The sequence below is a fragment of the Deltaproteobacteria bacterium genome, from assembly GCA_019308905.1.
Taxonomy (GTDB): Bacteria; Desulfobacterota; BSN033; order WVXP01; family WVXP01; genus JAFDHF01.
Window position 1 is genome coordinate 1 of the sequence record JAFDHF010000075.1, and the last position, 19,083, is coordinate 19,083.

3 protein-coding genes are annotated in these 19,083 nt (G+C 58.0%); all 3 read right to left on the bottom strand.

The genetic code is table 11. The features are described 5' to 3' along the window. Positions 1-120 precede the first annotated feature (120 nt). Positions 121-258 carry a hypothetical protein gene (locus tag JRJ26_18045; GenBank protein ID MBW2059394.1) on the bottom strand — a complete coding sequence of 46 codons (138 nt, stop codon included), beginning with the start codon at positions 256-258 and terminating at the stop codon, positions 121-123. Between the two features lie 92 nt (positions 259-350). Continuing rightward, positions 351-18,074 (bottom strand): PD40 domain-containing protein, encoded by a 17,724-nt coding sequence (locus tag JRJ26_18050; protein MBW2059395.1) that lies wholly within the window; start codon positions 18,072-18,074, stop codon positions 351-353. Between the two features lie 405 nt (positions 18,075-18,479). Beyond that, positions 18,480-18,857 carry a hypothetical protein gene (locus JRJ26_18055; protein MBW2059396.1) on the bottom strand — a complete coding sequence of 126 codons (378 nt, stop codon included), beginning with the start codon at positions 18,855-18,857 and terminating at the stop codon, positions 18,480-18,482. Positions 18,858-19,083: the final 226 nt, after the last annotated feature.

Below are 19,083 nucleotides of genomic sequence, written 5' to 3' on the forward strand. Positions count from 1 at the left end.
TCTTTTTCGAGGCCCGTATCTGCTGCCTGGCACAGGGCGTCAAAAGTAGCCAGTGATAGATATATCAGAAGCACGATGAGACCAATACGCCGGCCCACTTAGCGATCCTCCTTCTGTAAATCAGCCGCGGGTCGGCACAGGCATCTTCCCCTGCCAACACCGGCAGAGGAGAGACGCCCTGCCCTGCAGGCGGCCATAAAGCCGATAATCGACGATCCCATGTTCCAAAACGACCTCCTTTTCAACACGTCTATCCACATAATTCTCATCCAATTTCACGCCCACGACGCGCGAGAAAGTCTTTTCTCGGCCATGCCGGCCGATCAAAACGTCTGGGTGTCTGGCCGTGCCTAGTTCGTTGATTCCACATTCGATTCGCTGCCTCCAACGGCCGGGTGCGGATGGGCAGAACCTGCGACCTCGAAGGTCACGCCTGCCAGGACTCTCGGCTCCATTGTTTGGGCCGAGACGACCTGCAGGATACCGTCGTAGGTTCCGGGCCAGAGGTTTTCGGTTGAGGCAACAAGGTCGCCGCCAAGGGCGGTGTCGGCCGGCAGATCCACCTCCTTTTCTACTGCTTGGATCGTCTCTCCTGTCTCCGGGTCGATGATAACAACACGCAATGTAAGGCAGTAAAGATCCCCTCCACCCTCATTGGTAAGGGTGTAATGGAGGGTCACCCCCTCGCCTGCACAGACCTGATCCGGTGTGGCACTGAGGGTACCGACCAGTTCCCCTCCGGGTGGAGAAAAATAGTAGTACATCCCCTGCTCGACCCTTAAGAGGGCGTCCAACATCGATCGAATACCGGTGACGTCCACGGTCCTTACAAAGAGCAGGGAATCTATCGCCCGCAACACGTCGCGGATATTCCTCACCACGTCTCTTTCCGTGCGTACGACTCGCTCCTGGATCCGCTCTAGGGACCAGATGGCGATCTCGAGCTTCAGCCTGTCATGCCACGGTGTGGTCAGGGAACGCAACTCGGTGATGATATCGGCCGTGGCTCCTGCAGAGTTCTCGCCAACCAGGATCTCGGTGCTCAGACTCTCGAAGAACCTGTAAGCCTCACCCTCCATCAGTCCAACCGCTGTCTCCATGGTGTAAGTCCCTGCAAGATCCGGCGTGAGGACATAGTAGCAGAGGCTCCCTGTCTGATAGGGTTCCAGGTGCATGCCGGCCGTCCATGGGCTGTCTGCGGTCCAATCCCCGGTTGTCGGGTCATACAGAACGAGCTCCTGTGGGAAGGCCTCTGTTATCTCCACATCAAAGCTCCCGCCCAGGCTCCTGATCTCCAGTCCCAGGGGAACGACCTGGTATGGGGAGAAGGTGGTTCCTTCAACGGGTCTGTGGACATGGCAAATGGAGTTCTCGATGAGCTCTGCAAGCTGTTCATAATTGTCATCATTGAGGGACTGGCCCAGATCAAAGCCGTAGTAGATTGTTTTGCCGAGGCCGTACCGGTTCAGGACGATGGCTGGATACGTTTGGCCGCGCTTCCCCTCGATCCAGCCGGCTACCGTGGTCCCATCAAGTGGTTCAACCCTGTTGGCCATTCCCCCCGCATCAAAGCTTCCCTCTCGGGTTATTGGACTCTCCGCGGTGTGAACGACTGGGTTTTTCCTCCATATCTTCCCCCTGAACCTGACTCCGAGAAGCGGGTCTTTCCATCCATGGCGGCGCAGCCAAAGCGAGGAGACAAGACCAGTGCCCGAGTGTACCTTTTCCCTGAGCTCTGCGCCAGAATGGTATCCCAGGGGCTGCCCGTTCCCGAGGATGAGGATATCCGTGTGGTAAGGGTTTCTCAGCTCTTCCTCAAACTCTTTCCTGTCATAGACGATCAGGTAGTCTGTCCCTGCCTCGTCGAGTATCCGCTCCAGCAGGTCAACCCGGACAAACTCCCCGGGCCGGCAGTCGGGCTCTGCCCAGGCCGGATTCGGCCTGTTTTCTTCGCGATCCCCTTGATACCCTCTTTCCACCTCTTCCCGGTCGTAACACAGGTCTTGTTCTTGCCATTCCCGGTCGCCCCTCAATTCCCCTTCTCTTCCCCAAGACCACCCTCCCTGTCCATCCCCCTGATGATCCAACCACTGCCGATGATACCCCTCATTGACCCATACGAGGAGATTCGTGGGGTCGGCTACGGTCATGGCCACTTCAAGGGAGGGCACCACCTCGAAGGTTGTCGTGTCGAGGGCCCGCGGTGCTGGTGCCTCGGCCGAGGCGATCTCGAGGATGACCTTGTAAGGCCGCGGGGCCAGGTCCAGGGTAGAGGCAGTGAGGGTGCCCGCTGCGGTACCGTTCGCCGGCACGGTGACCGTCCCCTTGAGGGTGTTTTTGACCTCACCCGTGTCCGGATCCACAATGAGAACCCTGGCGATGAGATCGACAAAACTCACTCTAGTGTCGTTCGTTATGCTGTAGAGAAATGCCTCTTCCAAACCCCGGTAGACCGGATCCGGTTGGGCAGAGATGGTGCCGGAAAGCCTTTCAAAGGGTGGTGTCAGCTCGATCGTGATTGGAACAGAAACCGGTTGCGAAAGATTACCCTCCCTGTCCCGTGCCCTGAAGCCTATGGTGTGGGTACCCTCGTCTTGCTCAACCGGATCCCATGTGGTTGCGTATCTGCCAGAGGATGGGTTTGAGGCGGGCATGGGTCTCCACGGCCCACCATCGATCCGGTATTCCACAAGGTCTATGCCCGAGGCATCATCCGTGGCCATGACGACAAGATAGAACCTGCCATCATAGGTACCTCCGGAGACAGGAGAGACGATCGTGACCTCGGGCGCGGTTCCGTCTTTCACGATAAAGGAGGTGCTGGCAAGTTTCTTTGTCTCTCCCTCGCGGACACACTGGAGCAAGACGTGATAGGTCTTGAGGCTGCACGGCTCGCTCGAGAAGAGGAACTGCCCGGACCGGGTCTCACCCGCAGCGAGGCTCACCGTCTTTTCAGCGGTCATGAGGGTCGTCTGGGTCTCTCGATCCAGAACGATGCCTTTTACGGTAAGACCGCTTGCATATGCGTTGCCCCTGTTGGTGAGTGTGTATCCCGCCTCGACCCCGTCGCCCAGAAAGACGACCGCCGGTGTTGCCGTTACGGTGCCTGTGATGATGACCGCTGAACGGATTGAGAAGGATGCCCGACTGGTGGAGACGGCCTCGCCCCCAAGGTAGACCTCGACAACCGCACGGTAATCGCCCGGGGGATTGAGCCCGCCATTCCAGGTTGCACCCAGCAGGGCGGAAGTCCCGGGGAAGAGATTTGTGATCTCCTGTTCTCTGCGGAACAGAACATCACCGGCCAGCCCCATGATTCTCATTCGCACGTCGAGCACAGGAAAAACATGGTTTTCTCCCCTGTTCTCTATCTTCACGCTCACCCGGACGTCTTCGTGAGGACCGTAGTGGACCCTGTCTGTCTTCAGAACAGAATCGATATCAATATCGGGCATGATCGTGAAGGGCGTGGTATTTTCTGCGATGACCTCTCCACCATTGCTGAGAATCGTATGGACCCGAAAGGAACCGGCGTAGGTGGCTGCGGTGTTCCAGGCGAGCCGGTAGTTCGCTTCTGAGGCGTAAGGGAGGACAGTGTTTATGGTGTCCACAAGGGCCACGGTGGTTTCTCCTTCGTCCTCGATCCGCACTTCGAGGACTGCATCTCTCTCCATACCGCTGTTGTAGAGATCGACCGAGATATAGACCTCCTGGTTGCTTGTGTATCGATCAGAATCCAGGGCCGTGGTCATTTCTACCTTTTCCTGGTAGGCCACGTAGAAGTCCTGGATCGCAGAGTTGTTGGCCTCAGAGGCCTCATAGATTCGATCTTCAGGATCGAGAAGCACGATCAGGCTGTTTTCGCCGGGTTTCCCGGTAGTATCCAGGGTGAAGCCAACCCACTCCCCTGAGAGAGGGGCCATGTGGGCGATGGTCTCGGACTCGACCCGTTCGATGTTTCCTGTGGGATCGAGGAGATAGATGTCGACATCCACATCCTCTGCCTCGACAGGCCCGCCGTTCCAGACAAAAACGCCTATGGCCGCCTCCTCTCCGAGGATCGGATAGGGTGGATAGATAAGGATGCCATCTGCGAGTGTCGCCAGGTCAGGCAGAAGGAGAAAGAGGGTGATCTCCTCGGAAGGGAGACTCGTATTTCCTGCTGAATCGGTGGCCGTTGCACGGAACCTGTTCTCTCCTCTCTCCAGTGGCAGATCGGTGAAACCGAAATGCCCCTGGGGATGAATCACCGTCAGTCTCTCCCCTGCCAGGCAGGCGATCCCTCCTGATCGTGCCCAGGCGAGATAGTCCAGATCGTAGCGGTCCACCTGGTAGAGCAGCCTGCCCCCACCCTGTGCATCGGCCGGGGTGAGCCATATTTCGTCACTCGCGGCTGTCCGCACGGCGTAGACGACCCGCCGACCGTCAGGAGACCAGCACAGCGAAAATTCCCGGCTCTCAGAATCGGTGATCCCCGTCACGGCCCCGGTCGCCACCTCCAGCACAGAGACGTCACGGTGACCCGTCCTTTCGGACACAAAGGCGAGTCTCTTGCCATCCAGTGACCAGTCAAGGGCGCTTCGATAGGTTTCACTATCGATCTCGGTGGTTTCCCCACGGACGAGATCAACCACGTAGAGGCTCCTGTAGCGGACATAGGCGAGTCTTTCGCCCTCTGGAGAGAGTTTCACCGTGTCTGGATATGCACCTTCCGTGATCCGGGTCAAGGATCCTGTGGCGAGGTTCTTGACCCACACGTCATCCTCACCTGCTACGCCGCTTATGAAGGCAATCATGTTGCCGTCAGAAGACCAGGAAGGGGAATACTCATTCGCACCGGTATTATCTGTCAGAGGTGTACTCTCACCCGTCTCCAAATCATAGACAGCGAGACGGTCATTCCAGGACTTGTCCCCTTCGAACAGGTAGGCGAGCCTCCTGCCGTCTGGTGCCCAGAGGGGTTCGTTGCCTTCCTGTATGAGCTCGGTGGTACTCCCTGTTGCGAGGTTCTTCAGCCAGATAGAGCCGTCATCATCGGAATAGGCCAGCATCGTGCCATCGGGCGATAGGGAGACCGCATCGACACCGCCACCCAGCGAGAAGCTCTCAACGAGATCCCTCTCCAGGGCGATTGTCTTGCCCAGAGAGACCCCATCCCTGAAAAGCTCAACCGTTGAGGCCGGCTCTGCACGGCCCGCGATCTTCACGGTATCTCTCTTGAGGTCCAGAGGCACGGCGGCCGTGGTGGGGAAGAAGAGTTCAGGAACGAGGGGTGCCGCTATATCCGCAGGGACGGAGCCTACCTCGTCGGAATAGACACTCTCGTTGCCGAGACCGTCCACGGCGACAACCACATAGTGGTAGGTCGTGCCGTTGGTGAGCTCGGTGTCGAGATAGCAGGTCCCTGTGATCAGGTCTTGGTTGACCCTTGTATATGGCCCGCCCGGCGTGAGGGACCGATAGAGGTTATAGCCTGCCACACCGCCGCCGGTATGCTCCCAGCAGATCGTGAGCGATCCCCCTTGGGGCGCGGCAGTAGCCGCGATGTTCTCCGGTTTCTGCGGCACCGGAGTGTTCACCCCGGCAGAGGCCTCACCCGAGGGCAGGCTTTCATTACCCGCGTGATCCACGGCGGTCGCCGTATAGGTGTAGGCGCCATTTGTGAGATTACCGTCCGTGTAGGTGGCCTGAGCCAACAGGGCCCCATTGATTCTCGTCCAACCTCGATCGGTCTTCCTGTAGACGTTGTAACCGGCCAGATCGGGCTCGGAGTTCACGGACCAGGCAAGGACGATGCCAGGGCCATAGGCCGTAGCGGTCAGGTTTTGTGGTGGCTCCGGAGGGATCACATCGCCGACAGGAACCGGCAGCTCTTCTGATCGTGGGCTTTCGAACCCGTAATCGTCCACCGCTGTGACCCGGTACCGGTACTCGGCATCACCAAGGCCGATCTCCTGGTAGGAGGGGCGGCTGATGAGATTGTCCTTGAAGATCCTCACCTCTGCGATTGTGACCTGTTTGGCGTAGGAAAGCGGTGAAGGGCTTGCCACATAGATCCTGATCCTGTTTGTCCGGTAGGAGGGGGCGAAATCAAAGGTGCTCTCTGCGGCCTCGTTGCCGGTCACCTTTGCCAGAGGGATCCAGAAACCATACACGGACCACACCTGGATCTCGTAGTCCATACCGGGATAGTGGCCCCACGCGATCTCGATGCGATTGATCAACTCGGAAGAGGCCAGGTCGATCTGCCACCACTGAGGGTCGAACTCGCCGTGGTTGTAACGGGATTTCCAATAGGTATAGGCATTCGAATCAAAGGCCTTTTCAGGCTTGCAGCTCGAATAGGAATAGTAATCCGTCGAAGACGCCCTGGCGATCCCCGAGGTCACGGCCAGGGGCGTATTGAGCTTTTCACCATCCCGGTAGAGATTATACCCGGAGAGGTCTGATTCGGGATTGGGGTTCCAGGTGAGGGTGACCTGATAACCGTCATCATCACCGTCCACGGAAGCTGCAAGCCCTGTTGGGGTCGAGGGCGGCTCGTTGTAGGCTATGATCACCGCGTCTGAGCTTCTGCTTGTGTTGCCCGCAGCGTCTTTTGCCCGGGCCGTTATCCTGCTTTCACCGGGTGAGAGAGTAACATCGAAGCTGAAATTGCCCTCACCATCGGCAGATACGGTGCCCTGAGATTCGAACCCTGCCCCTGTGTCCACAAAGGTCTCGATGTTCGAACCCGGCGCCGCCCCCTTGCCCCTGATGGAGACGGCAGGTTCCCCTGTCGGCGTATAAGGCTGGATGAGCTGCGGCGCATAAACGGTTGCGGTCACAGGGCTCGACGGTTCACTCTCATTGCCGTAGGTATCCAGGGCTGTGATCTCGTAGGTGTGATCCCCGTCGGCAAGACCGTGGCACTCATAGAGCGCCTGTTTTACGATTTCTGTGTTGACCTTTATCTTTCCTTCTCCTGAAACCCTGTAGACGTTGTAACCATCAAGGTCCGCCTCTCGGTTGGCCGTCCAGGTGAGGGCAACCTTCTCCCCATCGACGAGAGCCTTTAGATTCCCGGGGGTCCCAGGGGGCTCCAGATCTGTATAACTGACAAGGATCATCCCAGGAGACGGGTCTGTCATTCCCCCCTTGTCCGTTGCCACGGCGCGCAGGTGATAGTCACCGTAGATCAGGCCGAGACTCACCGGATCCAGATAGGTGATATAGGGCTCTTTTGTGAGCGGACCGCCCAGGTCTGTCCAGGAGCTTTCCACCGCTCTTTTGTACTGGAGCCGTACGGTTGCGATATCGAGATCAACGGAATCGGCCGAGATCATGAGGGTGCTCGCGAACCGTTGACCCTCTTGGGGCGCGACGATAAGGGCCTTGGGCGGGTGCGTATCGATCTCGACCACGAGGGTGGCCGATGGCCCGCTCGTGTTTCCCGCAGTGTCCATGGCCACGAGGTAATAGGAAAAAGTGCCGTCAGGCAGTGCCGTGTCTTTATAGGTGGTGGCCGCAATCAGGTAAGGGCCGAGATCGCCGATCACTGTTCCAGAGACATTGGCGAGCCCGCGGTTTCGATAGAGGAGATAACCTGCAAGGTCAGCCTCGCTGTTGGCCTGCCAGGTCAGCTCCACATCTGAAAGGTCTGATGCCGCAGAAAGGAGCACCGGCGCGGCAGGCGGCGTGTTGTCAACGGCAAGGACGATCTGTTGGGTGCTGATGTTGCCGGCCAGGTCCTCTGCCTCGAGCCTGACCGAATACCGGCCCTCGTCAAGGCCCAGTGTGTCCCAGCAGGCCAGGGTGCCGTAAATCGTGGGCACCGGGGATGTCCGGATCAGGTTCCATGCAGCGGGGGCGGGTCCCCGGCCAATGGAGACGCGGTACTCCTTGAAGTCATCCGGACTGTAAGCAGTCCCCTTTATGTTGACAACGTCGCTTACGCGGGCGTCTTGCCGAGGCGAGCGAATCCCTGCCTCAGGCGGGGTTGCGTCTATTCTCAGGGTGATCTCATTGGAGGGCTCACTCTCCCAGCCCGCATAATCAACCGCTTTTACCGTGTAGGCGTAGTTGCCCTCACCGAGGCTCTGATCGAGGTAATCCGTGTTCGTTATGGGGTCTGGATTGACCTTCCGGCTGCCTCTGTAGACATTGTAACCGGCAAGATCGGCCTCGGTGTTCCCGCTCCAGGTGAGTCTCGCGTCAGACCGGTTCTCGATCTCACCGGAGAGCAGAGGCGGCCCGGGGGGCCGGGTGTCCAATCGTAAGGTGAGGTTTGTTCCGGCCGTGTTTCCGACCCGGTCGGTCGCCCTGACCCTGAGACAGTAAGTGCCATCAGGGGGAAGGACCTCCCAGGCGGCAAGCACCCCGTCCTCTACCGTGTCGGCCGATGTCCTGAGGGCGGCCCATTTGAAGGCACCCGCGCACGGACCTTCCGATATCTCCACGGCGTAGCCCTGGAGGTTCCGGTCAAAAACCGTGCCCTCGATGCTGGAAGGCTCTCTCACATAGCCTCCGTCCTGCGGCCATGTTACCTCTACCTCGGGAGCGGTGTTGTCGATGGTAATGCCGGCCCTTTTCTCTCCTTCCCAGCCGGCCCTGTCCCTGGCATAGAGGGAGAGGGTGTAGAGACCGTCAGGTATGCCGCTGTCTTTTCCTACGGTCCAGACCGATAGCTCCTCCTGCCCGGGCACGCTGTCTCCGGTTGTGAGAGCGGTCCATGCTTCGGGGTTTTCGCCGGGTCCGTACCTGAGAGCATAGGTTTCGAGATTCTCCTCGTCTATGGTCCCCCTGACATGAACCGTGCCCTTTTCGGCACCGTAGACTCCCCCCTCTTCCGGCTCCTCAAGGGTGAGCTTGGGTGGTGTTCTGTCCACGGTGAATCGGATGGTCTTCTGGTTGGCATTCTCACCCAGGTCTCTCGCCTCGATCGTGAGAGTGTATTCGCCCTCGGGGAGATCATGGATCGTTGCGAAGGTGTAATCTTCCCTGTTCTGGCTTCCCCCCGCGGCAGGCTCTCCGCCCGCGTCTCCGGTATACGTGATGGCATATTCGGCGAGGTTTTGATCGGTAATGGTTCCCCTGATGGCGAGACTCTCTTTGATGTAGGAGCGGTCAAGAGGCTCCTCCATATCAACAACCGGAGAGGTCGAATCGACAACCACCGTGATCGTCTCTGTCTGGGTAACATCCGGGGAGGACGAAAGGGCGGCTCCCAGCATGACGGTGTACGTGCCGTCTGGGACCGTCGTCTCACCAGCATCCGTGCCGTCCCATGAATAGGTGTGAGCACCCGGAGGGAGGGACAGGAGCGTTTCGGCCTTTCTCAAACCACCCTCGGAATCACGTATCTCCATCGTTACATCGCAGATCTCGGTGAGCTCGAACCGAATTTCTGCGGTATCAAGCTTGCCGTCATCGTTGGGGGAGAAAAGGCCCGGAGCGACGTCCAGACTCTTGACGAGCTCTGCTCTCTCGCCGAGCTCCACCCTGACCGTGGTCTCACTCGTGTTCCGGGCAGTATCCGTGGCCGTGAGCCTGAGTGTCCACGAACCCTCAAGGCCATAGGTATTCCATCGGCCGAGCATCTCGTCCTGCTGAGGAACGGAAGCACTCTCGATGCGGATGAAATGATCCGGATCTGCATCCTCCCGTGCCTCGAAGACGTAGCTCGCAAAATTCCGGTCATAGGCCGTGCCCCTGGCCTCCACGATAATGCCGAGAGTGTCTTCCGGCTGCGGGGTGGTAATGATCACGGTCGGCGGCGTGCCATCGACGCTCACCGTGATGCCCTCTTGTGCGAAATTGCCGCAGGAGTCTATTGCAGAAACCCGTATCTTGTACGCCCCGTCCGGGACGATGGCGCCCGAATCGTCTCTTCCATCCCACAGGAAACCGGCCGTACCGCCGGGATGGGGCTCCCCTGCGGCAAGGGTCCTCACCAGAGCCTCGTCCTTTACCACCTCTACATCGACGGTGGCGTATTCATCGATACTGTAGTGGACCTCTAAGCTGTCGTGACTCGGGGAAAACAGCCTCCTGTCAGACCAGGAAGTGATGAAGACCCCCCTGTCCATATGGAGACTCGTGGTGTAACAGCTAACATTGCCCACCGCATCCACAACCCTCAACCTGAGCGAGAAACTCGTTCCCCGAAGATCCGTGACATCCCATGTCCCGATCCGGCCTTGAACCGGCCCTGATCCGGCAATTGGGCATGACATTCCGCTGCACCCGACCCTCGTCAGGGCAGGTAACCATCTCTCGGGATTCTCGCCCATCCCGTAGGAGAGCTCGTACCTTGCCACCTGGTTGTTGTCGGTTGCAAGGCCCTCCACATCGATTCCGTACCAGTCACCCCCTGGACCTGCGATCACGGCCGGGCAGAGCCGTGTGGAACTATCCGGGAAGGTTATCTCTGCCTCGGGAAGAACACGGTCAACCACGAGGTCGCCCGCGGCCTCTGTCTTCTCGGTTCGGTTGTCTGAAGCATATTCCAGGACCGCCTTCAGGGGATAGATCCCTTCGGGCATGGTGGTGGTATCGAGAGTGATGGTCCCCAAGCCCTCTGTGGCAAGATCGAACTGGCCTAGGAGCTCCAAATCTCCAGACTTCTGGATATAGTAGCGCAGGGTCTTAAGAGTGGCCCTTCCTCCAATTGACGTTTTGGGCTTGTATGTGATGGAAATCAAAGCCTCGCCCGAAGAGGGCGACCCACAGCCCGCCGGTTCATCGTAGCCGACCTTCAGCTCCAGCTTCACGGGGGAACAGTCTACCGGATACCGGACGGTCTTGCTCTCATGCACATCGTCATTGGCATCCAAACCGATCATCCTGAACCGGTAGCCCGTGGCCTCCCGAAGGTCTGGAGGAAGGGGGAGGGTGAAATCCCCCATGGGTGGGGGATCTCCCTCTCCGGCATCGTAGACCCTGTAATCCGTCCATTGGTAATACCTTTGATCCTCCTGGCTTTGCACCTGGAACTCGAGCAGGGTCAATTCCTCAAAAAGGTGGATTCGAACGAAATAGCTCAGGGAGCTGCAATCCGTCAGAATGTCAAAGAACGACCGGATGAAAACCGCATTTGAGAAGTAGACCGCTCCAACCGCATCGACGGCCCTGATCCTTACCGCATCCACTTGCTCGAGTTCCAGGCCCGAATTGTCCCATTCGAGATCGACCACACCCGAGGACGGGTCCACCAGTGCCTGGGCGTCCATCCATTGCCCTCCAAGGCGGTACTGGATATTCATACTGGCTGTGGGCAGCCTGAGGCTCTCAAAACCCCTGAGGAGATGGAGGCCTGGTCTCACGTACTCCGCAGGAACCACCTTTCCCAATTCGATCGAGTACCACCCGCCATCTGGTTTTTCCCATTTGTAGAGAACCACGGTCTCCCTCAGGAACCCGGAGACAGCGGTCGCTCTGTTTCCCGCATGGTCCTCTGCGGTCATCCTGAACTTCTTGCCCACGGCGAATTCGAGGGTATCCTCGTGGAACGACGAGATGGTTTTCCGGAGGCGTCTTCCTTCCTGGTCCACCTGCCCGAGTGCGCCGATTCCATCCCTGTATTTGTACCACTCCTGGGGGTTCTCCCCCTGGCCGTACTCGACGACCCAGGTCTTCATATTGGGGTCGACGGCAAGGCCCAGCAGGTTCGCCGAAACTTCTAAGTCTATGGAACTCAACTCCAGATCGACGTCAGGGGGTGTGTTGTCGACGTGGAAGAAGAATTCGTAGTCAAAGACCCTGATTCTATACTCTCCGTCGGGAACGATCCGCCCGTTTTCGTCCCTTCCGTCCCAGGTGATCCGGTCTTCGGCGGGAGCAGCATAATCCCTGAGAAACGTCCTTATGAGGTTGTCGGCTCCATCGAGGACATAGAACTCGAGATGGACCGGTTCGAGCACTCGATAGTGGAGCTCGGCGGTGTCTTTGACGCCATCCCCGTTGGGTGAGAATACCGTATCCGTCTTGTAAATATTGGTAATACTCGAAAAGAGTCCCCACGTAACCCGCCTTCTGTCCTGTGCGACGTTCCCCGCTCTGTCAAAGACCCTCAGCCGAACGAGGAAGGTCCCCTCGTGGGGTGGGACCCAGGAGGTGAATACATCATTGATCACAGCAACATCAGAGGGCGGAGCGATCAGATTCCACTTGTCCGGGGTCTCCGCGTCGGCATATTCGAGCGTATAACCGGCAAAGTTCAAATCCGCCGCGATCCCCTCCAAGACGACTGCCGATCTGTCCCTGCTTACCCTCAGGCTGGCGGTCAGGTTCAGCAGAGAGGCGAGCGCCCAGAGGTCTCTGAATCCCTGACACACACTTTCCGGGTCGACGGATTGATCGTAGGTTATGTAGCGGCCCAGTGGGGAGACCGTAACGGCCATGGACGACTCTGGCTCTATGGGGAGGTATTCCCGGTCTCCCTCTTCCGAATCGATGACAAAAACCCCATGGTTGTCCCCACCGAGAAGGGAGGTCTCGTCACCAAGCCATTTCAGAGAACCAGCCGAATATTCAAGCCCGGTATCCCCGGTGCTTCCACCTGCCGTCCCGTAAACCGTGAAGGCAACATCGATCGTATCCCCTGGTCTGGCTCCGATCTCCTCGAGGGGAACTCTGAACTCATAGACCATGTGCTCGTAGTTCACCCTCTCCGTATAGGTGAGTTTCGATGTGCCATAGTCTCGCTGTGAATCGCTTATGAGGTATCGTGTCGTTGCCCTGGGCGTCACGACCTCCATTGCGGCCCAGTCGTTTCCCCTGTCCAGGGTGTTGTCCGGTGTGAAATCCAGGACACCGTACAGGTAGGTTCCATCACTCCTTATGTAGCCGTATGTGTATCCCTCAGGATGCCCGGTAACGGGCCGAGTATACTCTCTGAAAAGCGGCTCGGGAAGACCGTCTTCCAGGGTGATTTCGCCATCCACCCTGACCGGTGGGCCCGAATCGAGCTCTACCGGATAGTAGCCAGCCTGCGGAAACCTGAAGGGAGAGGCCTTGCGGCTGGCCAGGTCTTCCTCTCTTGCGTTCATCACCAGAGAAACCCTCTTACCGGGGGGAAGGTTCTGCCAGGTGAGATCCACGGTCGACTCGTGCACGTCGGCGACGTCGTTATCCTGAGTGCCGACCTTCGGGCGTATATCCTCCCCCCTTGAAACATCGACTGCTTCTGCAGGCGTGTAGCGCCTGCCATTGACGGAAAGGGCGATATAGTCCACATGGGCGGCATCCATGCCTTTCTGGGTTATCCTCACGCGGTACGGACCATCGATATGCCCAAGCCATTCTGTCAGGTCGAACTCCTCTGTCTTGTAGTGAAAATCATAATGGAGCACACCCCGGTCAACCCACGAACCCTCTTGCAGGGTCCATATGTGATAGGATTGCGGCGTCTCACAGACGTCTTCGCCATCGCTGACCTTAAAAGCCTTCTTCTCCATCGCAGCGGGATCGATGACGACCAGGTGCCCCTCATAATGGCAGCGATCGACCTTCTTGAAAGTACGGTCAACAAAGGCGAGCCTTGTGCCGTCCCGGGACCACCTGAGATCCCCGATATTCCCGGCCCAATAGTACTGCCGTGCTGATTCGTGAACCACGTACCAGTTGCCCTTATCGTCGCAGACTTTTACTGACCACGCTTCTCCACTGGTATCAATAAAGGCAAAGGTATTCTCGACCGGATTCAGGGCCAATGCACCCAGATCTTCCACGGATGAACCGCCAAGATCCAAGTCGCCGGGAACCCTTATATGATCTCCATTTCCAGAGGCATCTAGGAGCCGAATGTTGTCCTTCCAGGTATTGTGAGGGTGTTCTACGATTATGAGCCTTTGGTTGCTGATCCAATCGATATATGGGACCGACCCGTTTATCTCGTAGATGTTCCGCTCATTGCCAAGCGTGTCAGCGACCACTATCCTTGAAAACTGACCCAAATCATAATCGTATCTCCAGAATACGGCAGCCAGTTTTCGGCTGTCCGGAGACCAGGCTGCATGCCTCAGGTGCTCGTATTCCGAGTCTATTCTCATTTTTCCCGTGCCGTCGGGTCTTGTCGTCCAGAGTTCTTCCACATGGGTATCCAGGTTCTCGGTCTCATAAGCAATGTATGAGCTGTCAGGTGACCAGTGAATCTCACCTATCTCCACTGGTTCGTCTGAAAAGTCATAGGATTGGAGGAGGAGCAGATTTGCTCCATTTCGATCCGCGATCCACAATTGATACAGGTCGGCCCCTGTTGCGGACCCCCGGTATTTCCTGATCGTGAAGGCCACTCTCTCTCCGTCAGGAGACAACGACCATGTCTCATACCTGTAATAGTGGGCTGGATCGTTGTCGGCGATCCATTCCCGTGGAAGCAACCCCGCTACATCCCCCCCATCCGGAGCCATTGTATAGAGGCCGTGAGGATACTCCGGGGAGGCGTTGTATGGAGCGATGCGAAACACGATCCCGCTCTCGTCGGGAAACCATTTCCACCGCGTAATACCGCGGAGCATGCAGGTGAGATTGTAGTGGACGAGGTAGTCCGTACCGATTGCCCTGGTCAGAGGAGACCGGTTGTTGTCCACGGTGACGGGTAGACCGGCGATACTGCCGTCCTTTCCGTCGAGCACCTGGATCTGGTACTGGCCGTCACCCACCACCCTGCCACTGTCGTCAAGCCCATCCCAGGTGATGGTGCCGCCCACGGTCTCCTCAAAGTCACCGTCCCTGAAGGTTCTGACCTTCTCACCCTTTTCCCCCACCACGGCAACCTGCACCGTCTGGGGCGTTTCCAACCTGAAGAAGAACTGCGTGCTATCCTTTATGCCATCGCCGTTGGGCGATATGTACTGCTCTGTCACCCAGAGATCGGCATCCTGCACCCCGAAGCTTCTGGACGCGCTGTTGTTGTTCTCGTTCTGCTCTGGGATTGCATCTTCAGGGTCGACGAGAATCGTGACTTCGTGGGGACCGCTCCTCCCTGCGGTGTCGTAAGTGAACGACAGGGCTGCCTGTGAGTTCCCGTGAATCACGGGAATATCCCGGGAACCGATGACCCTGCCCCCTTCATGGGCCGCCACAAAGACATGCGATGCTTCCTGGTCCCCTGCGTTCTGGACCGTCACCTGGATGGAAAGGGGATCCCCGTCCCTCGGCACAGGCGGCCTGAAGGTGATGGAACTCCTCGAGATCGCCAGGTCCGGCAGACTGAGGATCTCTACGGCCACAAAAGCGCTGTTGTCATCCTCGCTGATCTCCTCGACAAGGTCTTCAGGATCCACCTCCACCGTGATGATCCTCTGCCCTGATCCGCCGATGCCCGTCCACTCCACGGAGACACCGGCAGTGTCGCCTGCGCTGAGCAAGGGGATCGTTCTGGTGCCCAGGACCACCCCATCCTCGCCGGCAACCCCCCTGGTGAAACGGACTCCCACATCCGATACCGGAGAAAAACCTTCATTCTTGATCAGGGCTGACAGGGTTACGCTTCCCCCCTCTCGGGCAGGGAGCGGGGTGATCTCGATCTCCTTGTGCGACACGGTCAGGTTGGGTCTGGTTGAGGGATTCACCGTGACCGAGGCGGAGGCGGTATTGTTCTCCTCTGAAAGCTCGGTAAAGGCGCCGGTCGGATCCACGCTGACCGTTATGGCCAGGTTCTCTCCAGGCTGGTCTGCTCGCCACAGGGTTTTGTTGCGGATGGTTTCACCGGCCGGGATATCGACGTTTACCAAGGCGATGTCGAGGGGACCTGCGGGTCCATCCAGGGTGTATTTCAATGGCACATCGTAGGCATCGCTCGTACCATGGTTGCTGATCCGCGAGGTTATGGAGACCGTCCCGAATATGTCGATCACATCCGGCGAGAGAGATATACCCGAGGGGAGGATCTCGAAGTCATAGGTGGTTTCAGGAAAGAGGACCTTCAGGGCCGTGTTGTTCGACTCGTTCGATTCTCTGACCAGCCCTTCCGGGTCGACCGCCACACGGTAACGGTGGGCGTTCCCGTCGGTAATCGTCACATTAAAGGTCGCCGTGACCGATTCCTTCCCGGGAAAGCCGAGGGTCTGTTCTCCCACTCTGTTCGCCTCGGTCACGGCCCCATCATAGAGCGCCACAGTGGCCTCGGGCACGTCCGTCGTGCCGGTATTCCAGACTGTAGCAGTGACCACCACGTCGGCAGGCAGGCCTGTTACCGTCGGGGGGGAGAAGGATATATCGCTTGTGCTCACAGAGAGGTCAGGATCAATGGTGGCCTTCCACGTGGCACGGACGGCCAGGGCCGTCTCATAGGGGCTTCCAAACCAACTCCCGTCTTCGGACTGGAGATCGAGGATATAGGTCAGGGCGTTGCCTATTACAGCCGGTGATATGTTGAACTCTCTCAGGATCAGGACCGCGGTGGCAGTGTCATAGACGGTGCTGGAGCTGTTGCCAAACCCGCCGTCAGCGTTCTGCCTGCCGAGGAGCCACCCGATACCGCCTTGGATCTGATCGTCCAATGGAAATGCCTGCCTGAATCTCGTGAAGGCGAACAGGGCGTTCACTGTGGCCTGGATGCTGCTTCCCGCGTCCTCATGGCCCCAGCCTCCCCCGGGGTTCTGCCTGGCCTTCAGGTATTCAATCCCGGCGCCGATGACGCCATCATCTGGATAACCCGCCGCTGCCAGGGCTCTCAGGGCACACGAGGTATCTGCGGGGTTACTCACATAATACCGGCTGCTCCCCCAGCCGCCGTCAGGGTTTTGTCTTGAAACCAGCTCGGCCGAGAGTTCCGTCGTATCCTTTCCTGAACGGACGAGGGCCTCGATCTTCCTCGAGATGTAGTCCGTACTGGCAGGGAAGGTCTTGCCAAGCCATTGAAGCCCTGCTGAGAGACTCTGCCCGGCTACGGGAAAATCGCTCAACGCCTGTACGACCTCTGCCGTATCCCTCTCCACGGTCTGGGATGTACCCATCCAGCTTCCGTCTGTTTCCTGGTCGCTGAGCAGCCACGCCACCCCGTCGTCTATTTCAGGAAGGGTGGTTCTCGGGACATGGGGAGGAGGCCGGGCCCCGGGATTTGTGGGGATCTCCTCCAATGGGGCCGCGTCGACCTGGACCATGGCTTTTCCATCCGTGAGGCTGGAAAACCACATGACCCAGCCCTCGATGATATCCCTCAGTGCGGGGAGCGCGTCGCCCGCGAACGTGCCTGGCCTCGTCGCGAGTATGAACGCGGTTTTGAACGTCTTCTGCGAGGCTTCCGGGCCTGGGATCCTCTCCCCTTCTGCCGCAATAATGTCATCGATGCTAATGTAGTGCGCCGTCCCTGTGATGGTGACCCCGGGCTCGGGCAGCCTCTGGGGGTCGATCTCCGGATTCTCAATGAGGAGCATGGGTGGAACTTCCGACCTGTCGTTGAGCCCCATGAGATAGAGATCGAGGGGGCTGTAATACTTCCATCCCGGAAGCGCCGTGAATGTCCCGTCGCCGTTGTCCTGCCACCGGTTGCCGTAAAGGACGGACCCGGATGTGTCCAGGAGAAAGCTCCAGTGCGATCCCGCCTTTCCCAAGAGACCGGTGCTGATCGTGCCGTCTTCTCTTTCAAACTTCACCCGTGCGGCCCAGCGATGGAGAAACTCGTGGCTGAGGGTGGTCATGGTCTGTTCGAACCCGGGGTCGAGGGGGTCGGACACAAGGGTCCTGATGTTGCCCATGTCGATGGTACCCTGGAGTCTCCCGTTACTGCCAAAGAGGGAAGAGCGGTCAAAGATCTCCTTGCCAATGCCTCGCACCGTGTTCCTTATGCCCAGATAGAAACCCACGACCTCTTGCTCCGGCATCTGGAAGTCGAAGTTGGTAAAGATGACCAGGCAGTCATACTCGTCCGGGTGGGTCTTGAAAAACTCCTTTGCGATCTCCTGCCTGGGCACGGCGTTGGTCGACCCGCCAGGGGTATCGGCATCGTAGTTCCCCGTCACTTCCATCATCGTTATGTCGCCGTAGTTGCCAATGGTGGTTGCCGTGAAATCCTGGGCAGAAGAGGGATCCGGGATGAACAGACACGGGATGAGCAGGAGAGACCCACACAAGAGCTTAAGCCTATTCAACGGGTTTCTTTTACGATGCTCTGTCTCCATGAGCCCACCTCACAAAAACCACGCTCTGCTTGCCGCCCCGGCCTTGCCAGGCCAAACAAAAGGCCGGATTGTCTCTGCCCGAGGCAATCCGGCCGTCTTCTGCTGGTCATTCGTACAAAGCAGATAGAAAAAAACCAGCACGAGACCCGCGATTTTCCCCGCCAGGCACATTCAGCCCGGCGGGCCTGCCCGGCACCGCCGGAGATCACATCCAGATGCGATCCAACCCTTGCGGCCAGCAGGCGCCCCCCGGTCACCCGGGGTTCGGCTTTTCTGGGCGTCTTGCAGCCTGAATCTATTCCTGAGACTCTATCCCGTCTGGTTCTCTATCCGCGTTTGCAAAATCGAGAATCGTCCGCGCCAGTCACGGACCGATCATTTCATCTCCTCCATGGATTGAGGGGTTGAGAACAGGGGCCTCTGGTCTGGTGCCTTCCCTATCCTTGCCATACTCTGCTTTCCGTCTTCGATCCTGATGATGATCGTCTCGACCCCCCTGGGGGTCTCAGCCTGGATCACGACCCTCCCCATCGCTATGTCAACCACTTTTCCAATACCCTCGATGGAATCTCCCACCCTGATCATCTCCAAATCCCCTTCAGCCGTCCTGACGATCGCCGTTCTGTCTGGAGGGGATATCTTCACCACATGGAGATCTTCAATCGAACAAAGAGCCAACAGGGGTTCACTGCTCAACACGGCCAGGCAGAGTAAGATCACGGAAACTGCGAGGAAAAACCTGTTTGTTATCATCTCTAAGGATCCCTCAGCTCTGGGATGTCTTCGAGGGTATCAAAGCCGATCCTGCCAGATCAAGGGCAGTCCCCTTCTAGCACAGAGTCTTCGATTTGTCAAGGAAAAAAAGTGAGGACTTTCCCCAGAATTTTGGAGGGTAGTGAGGTAAGTTATTGGGAGGCAAGGGGAAGCTGATATGAAGAAGTGGAAATGGAGGTTCCTCCTATGGTAGAAGAGTTTCGAG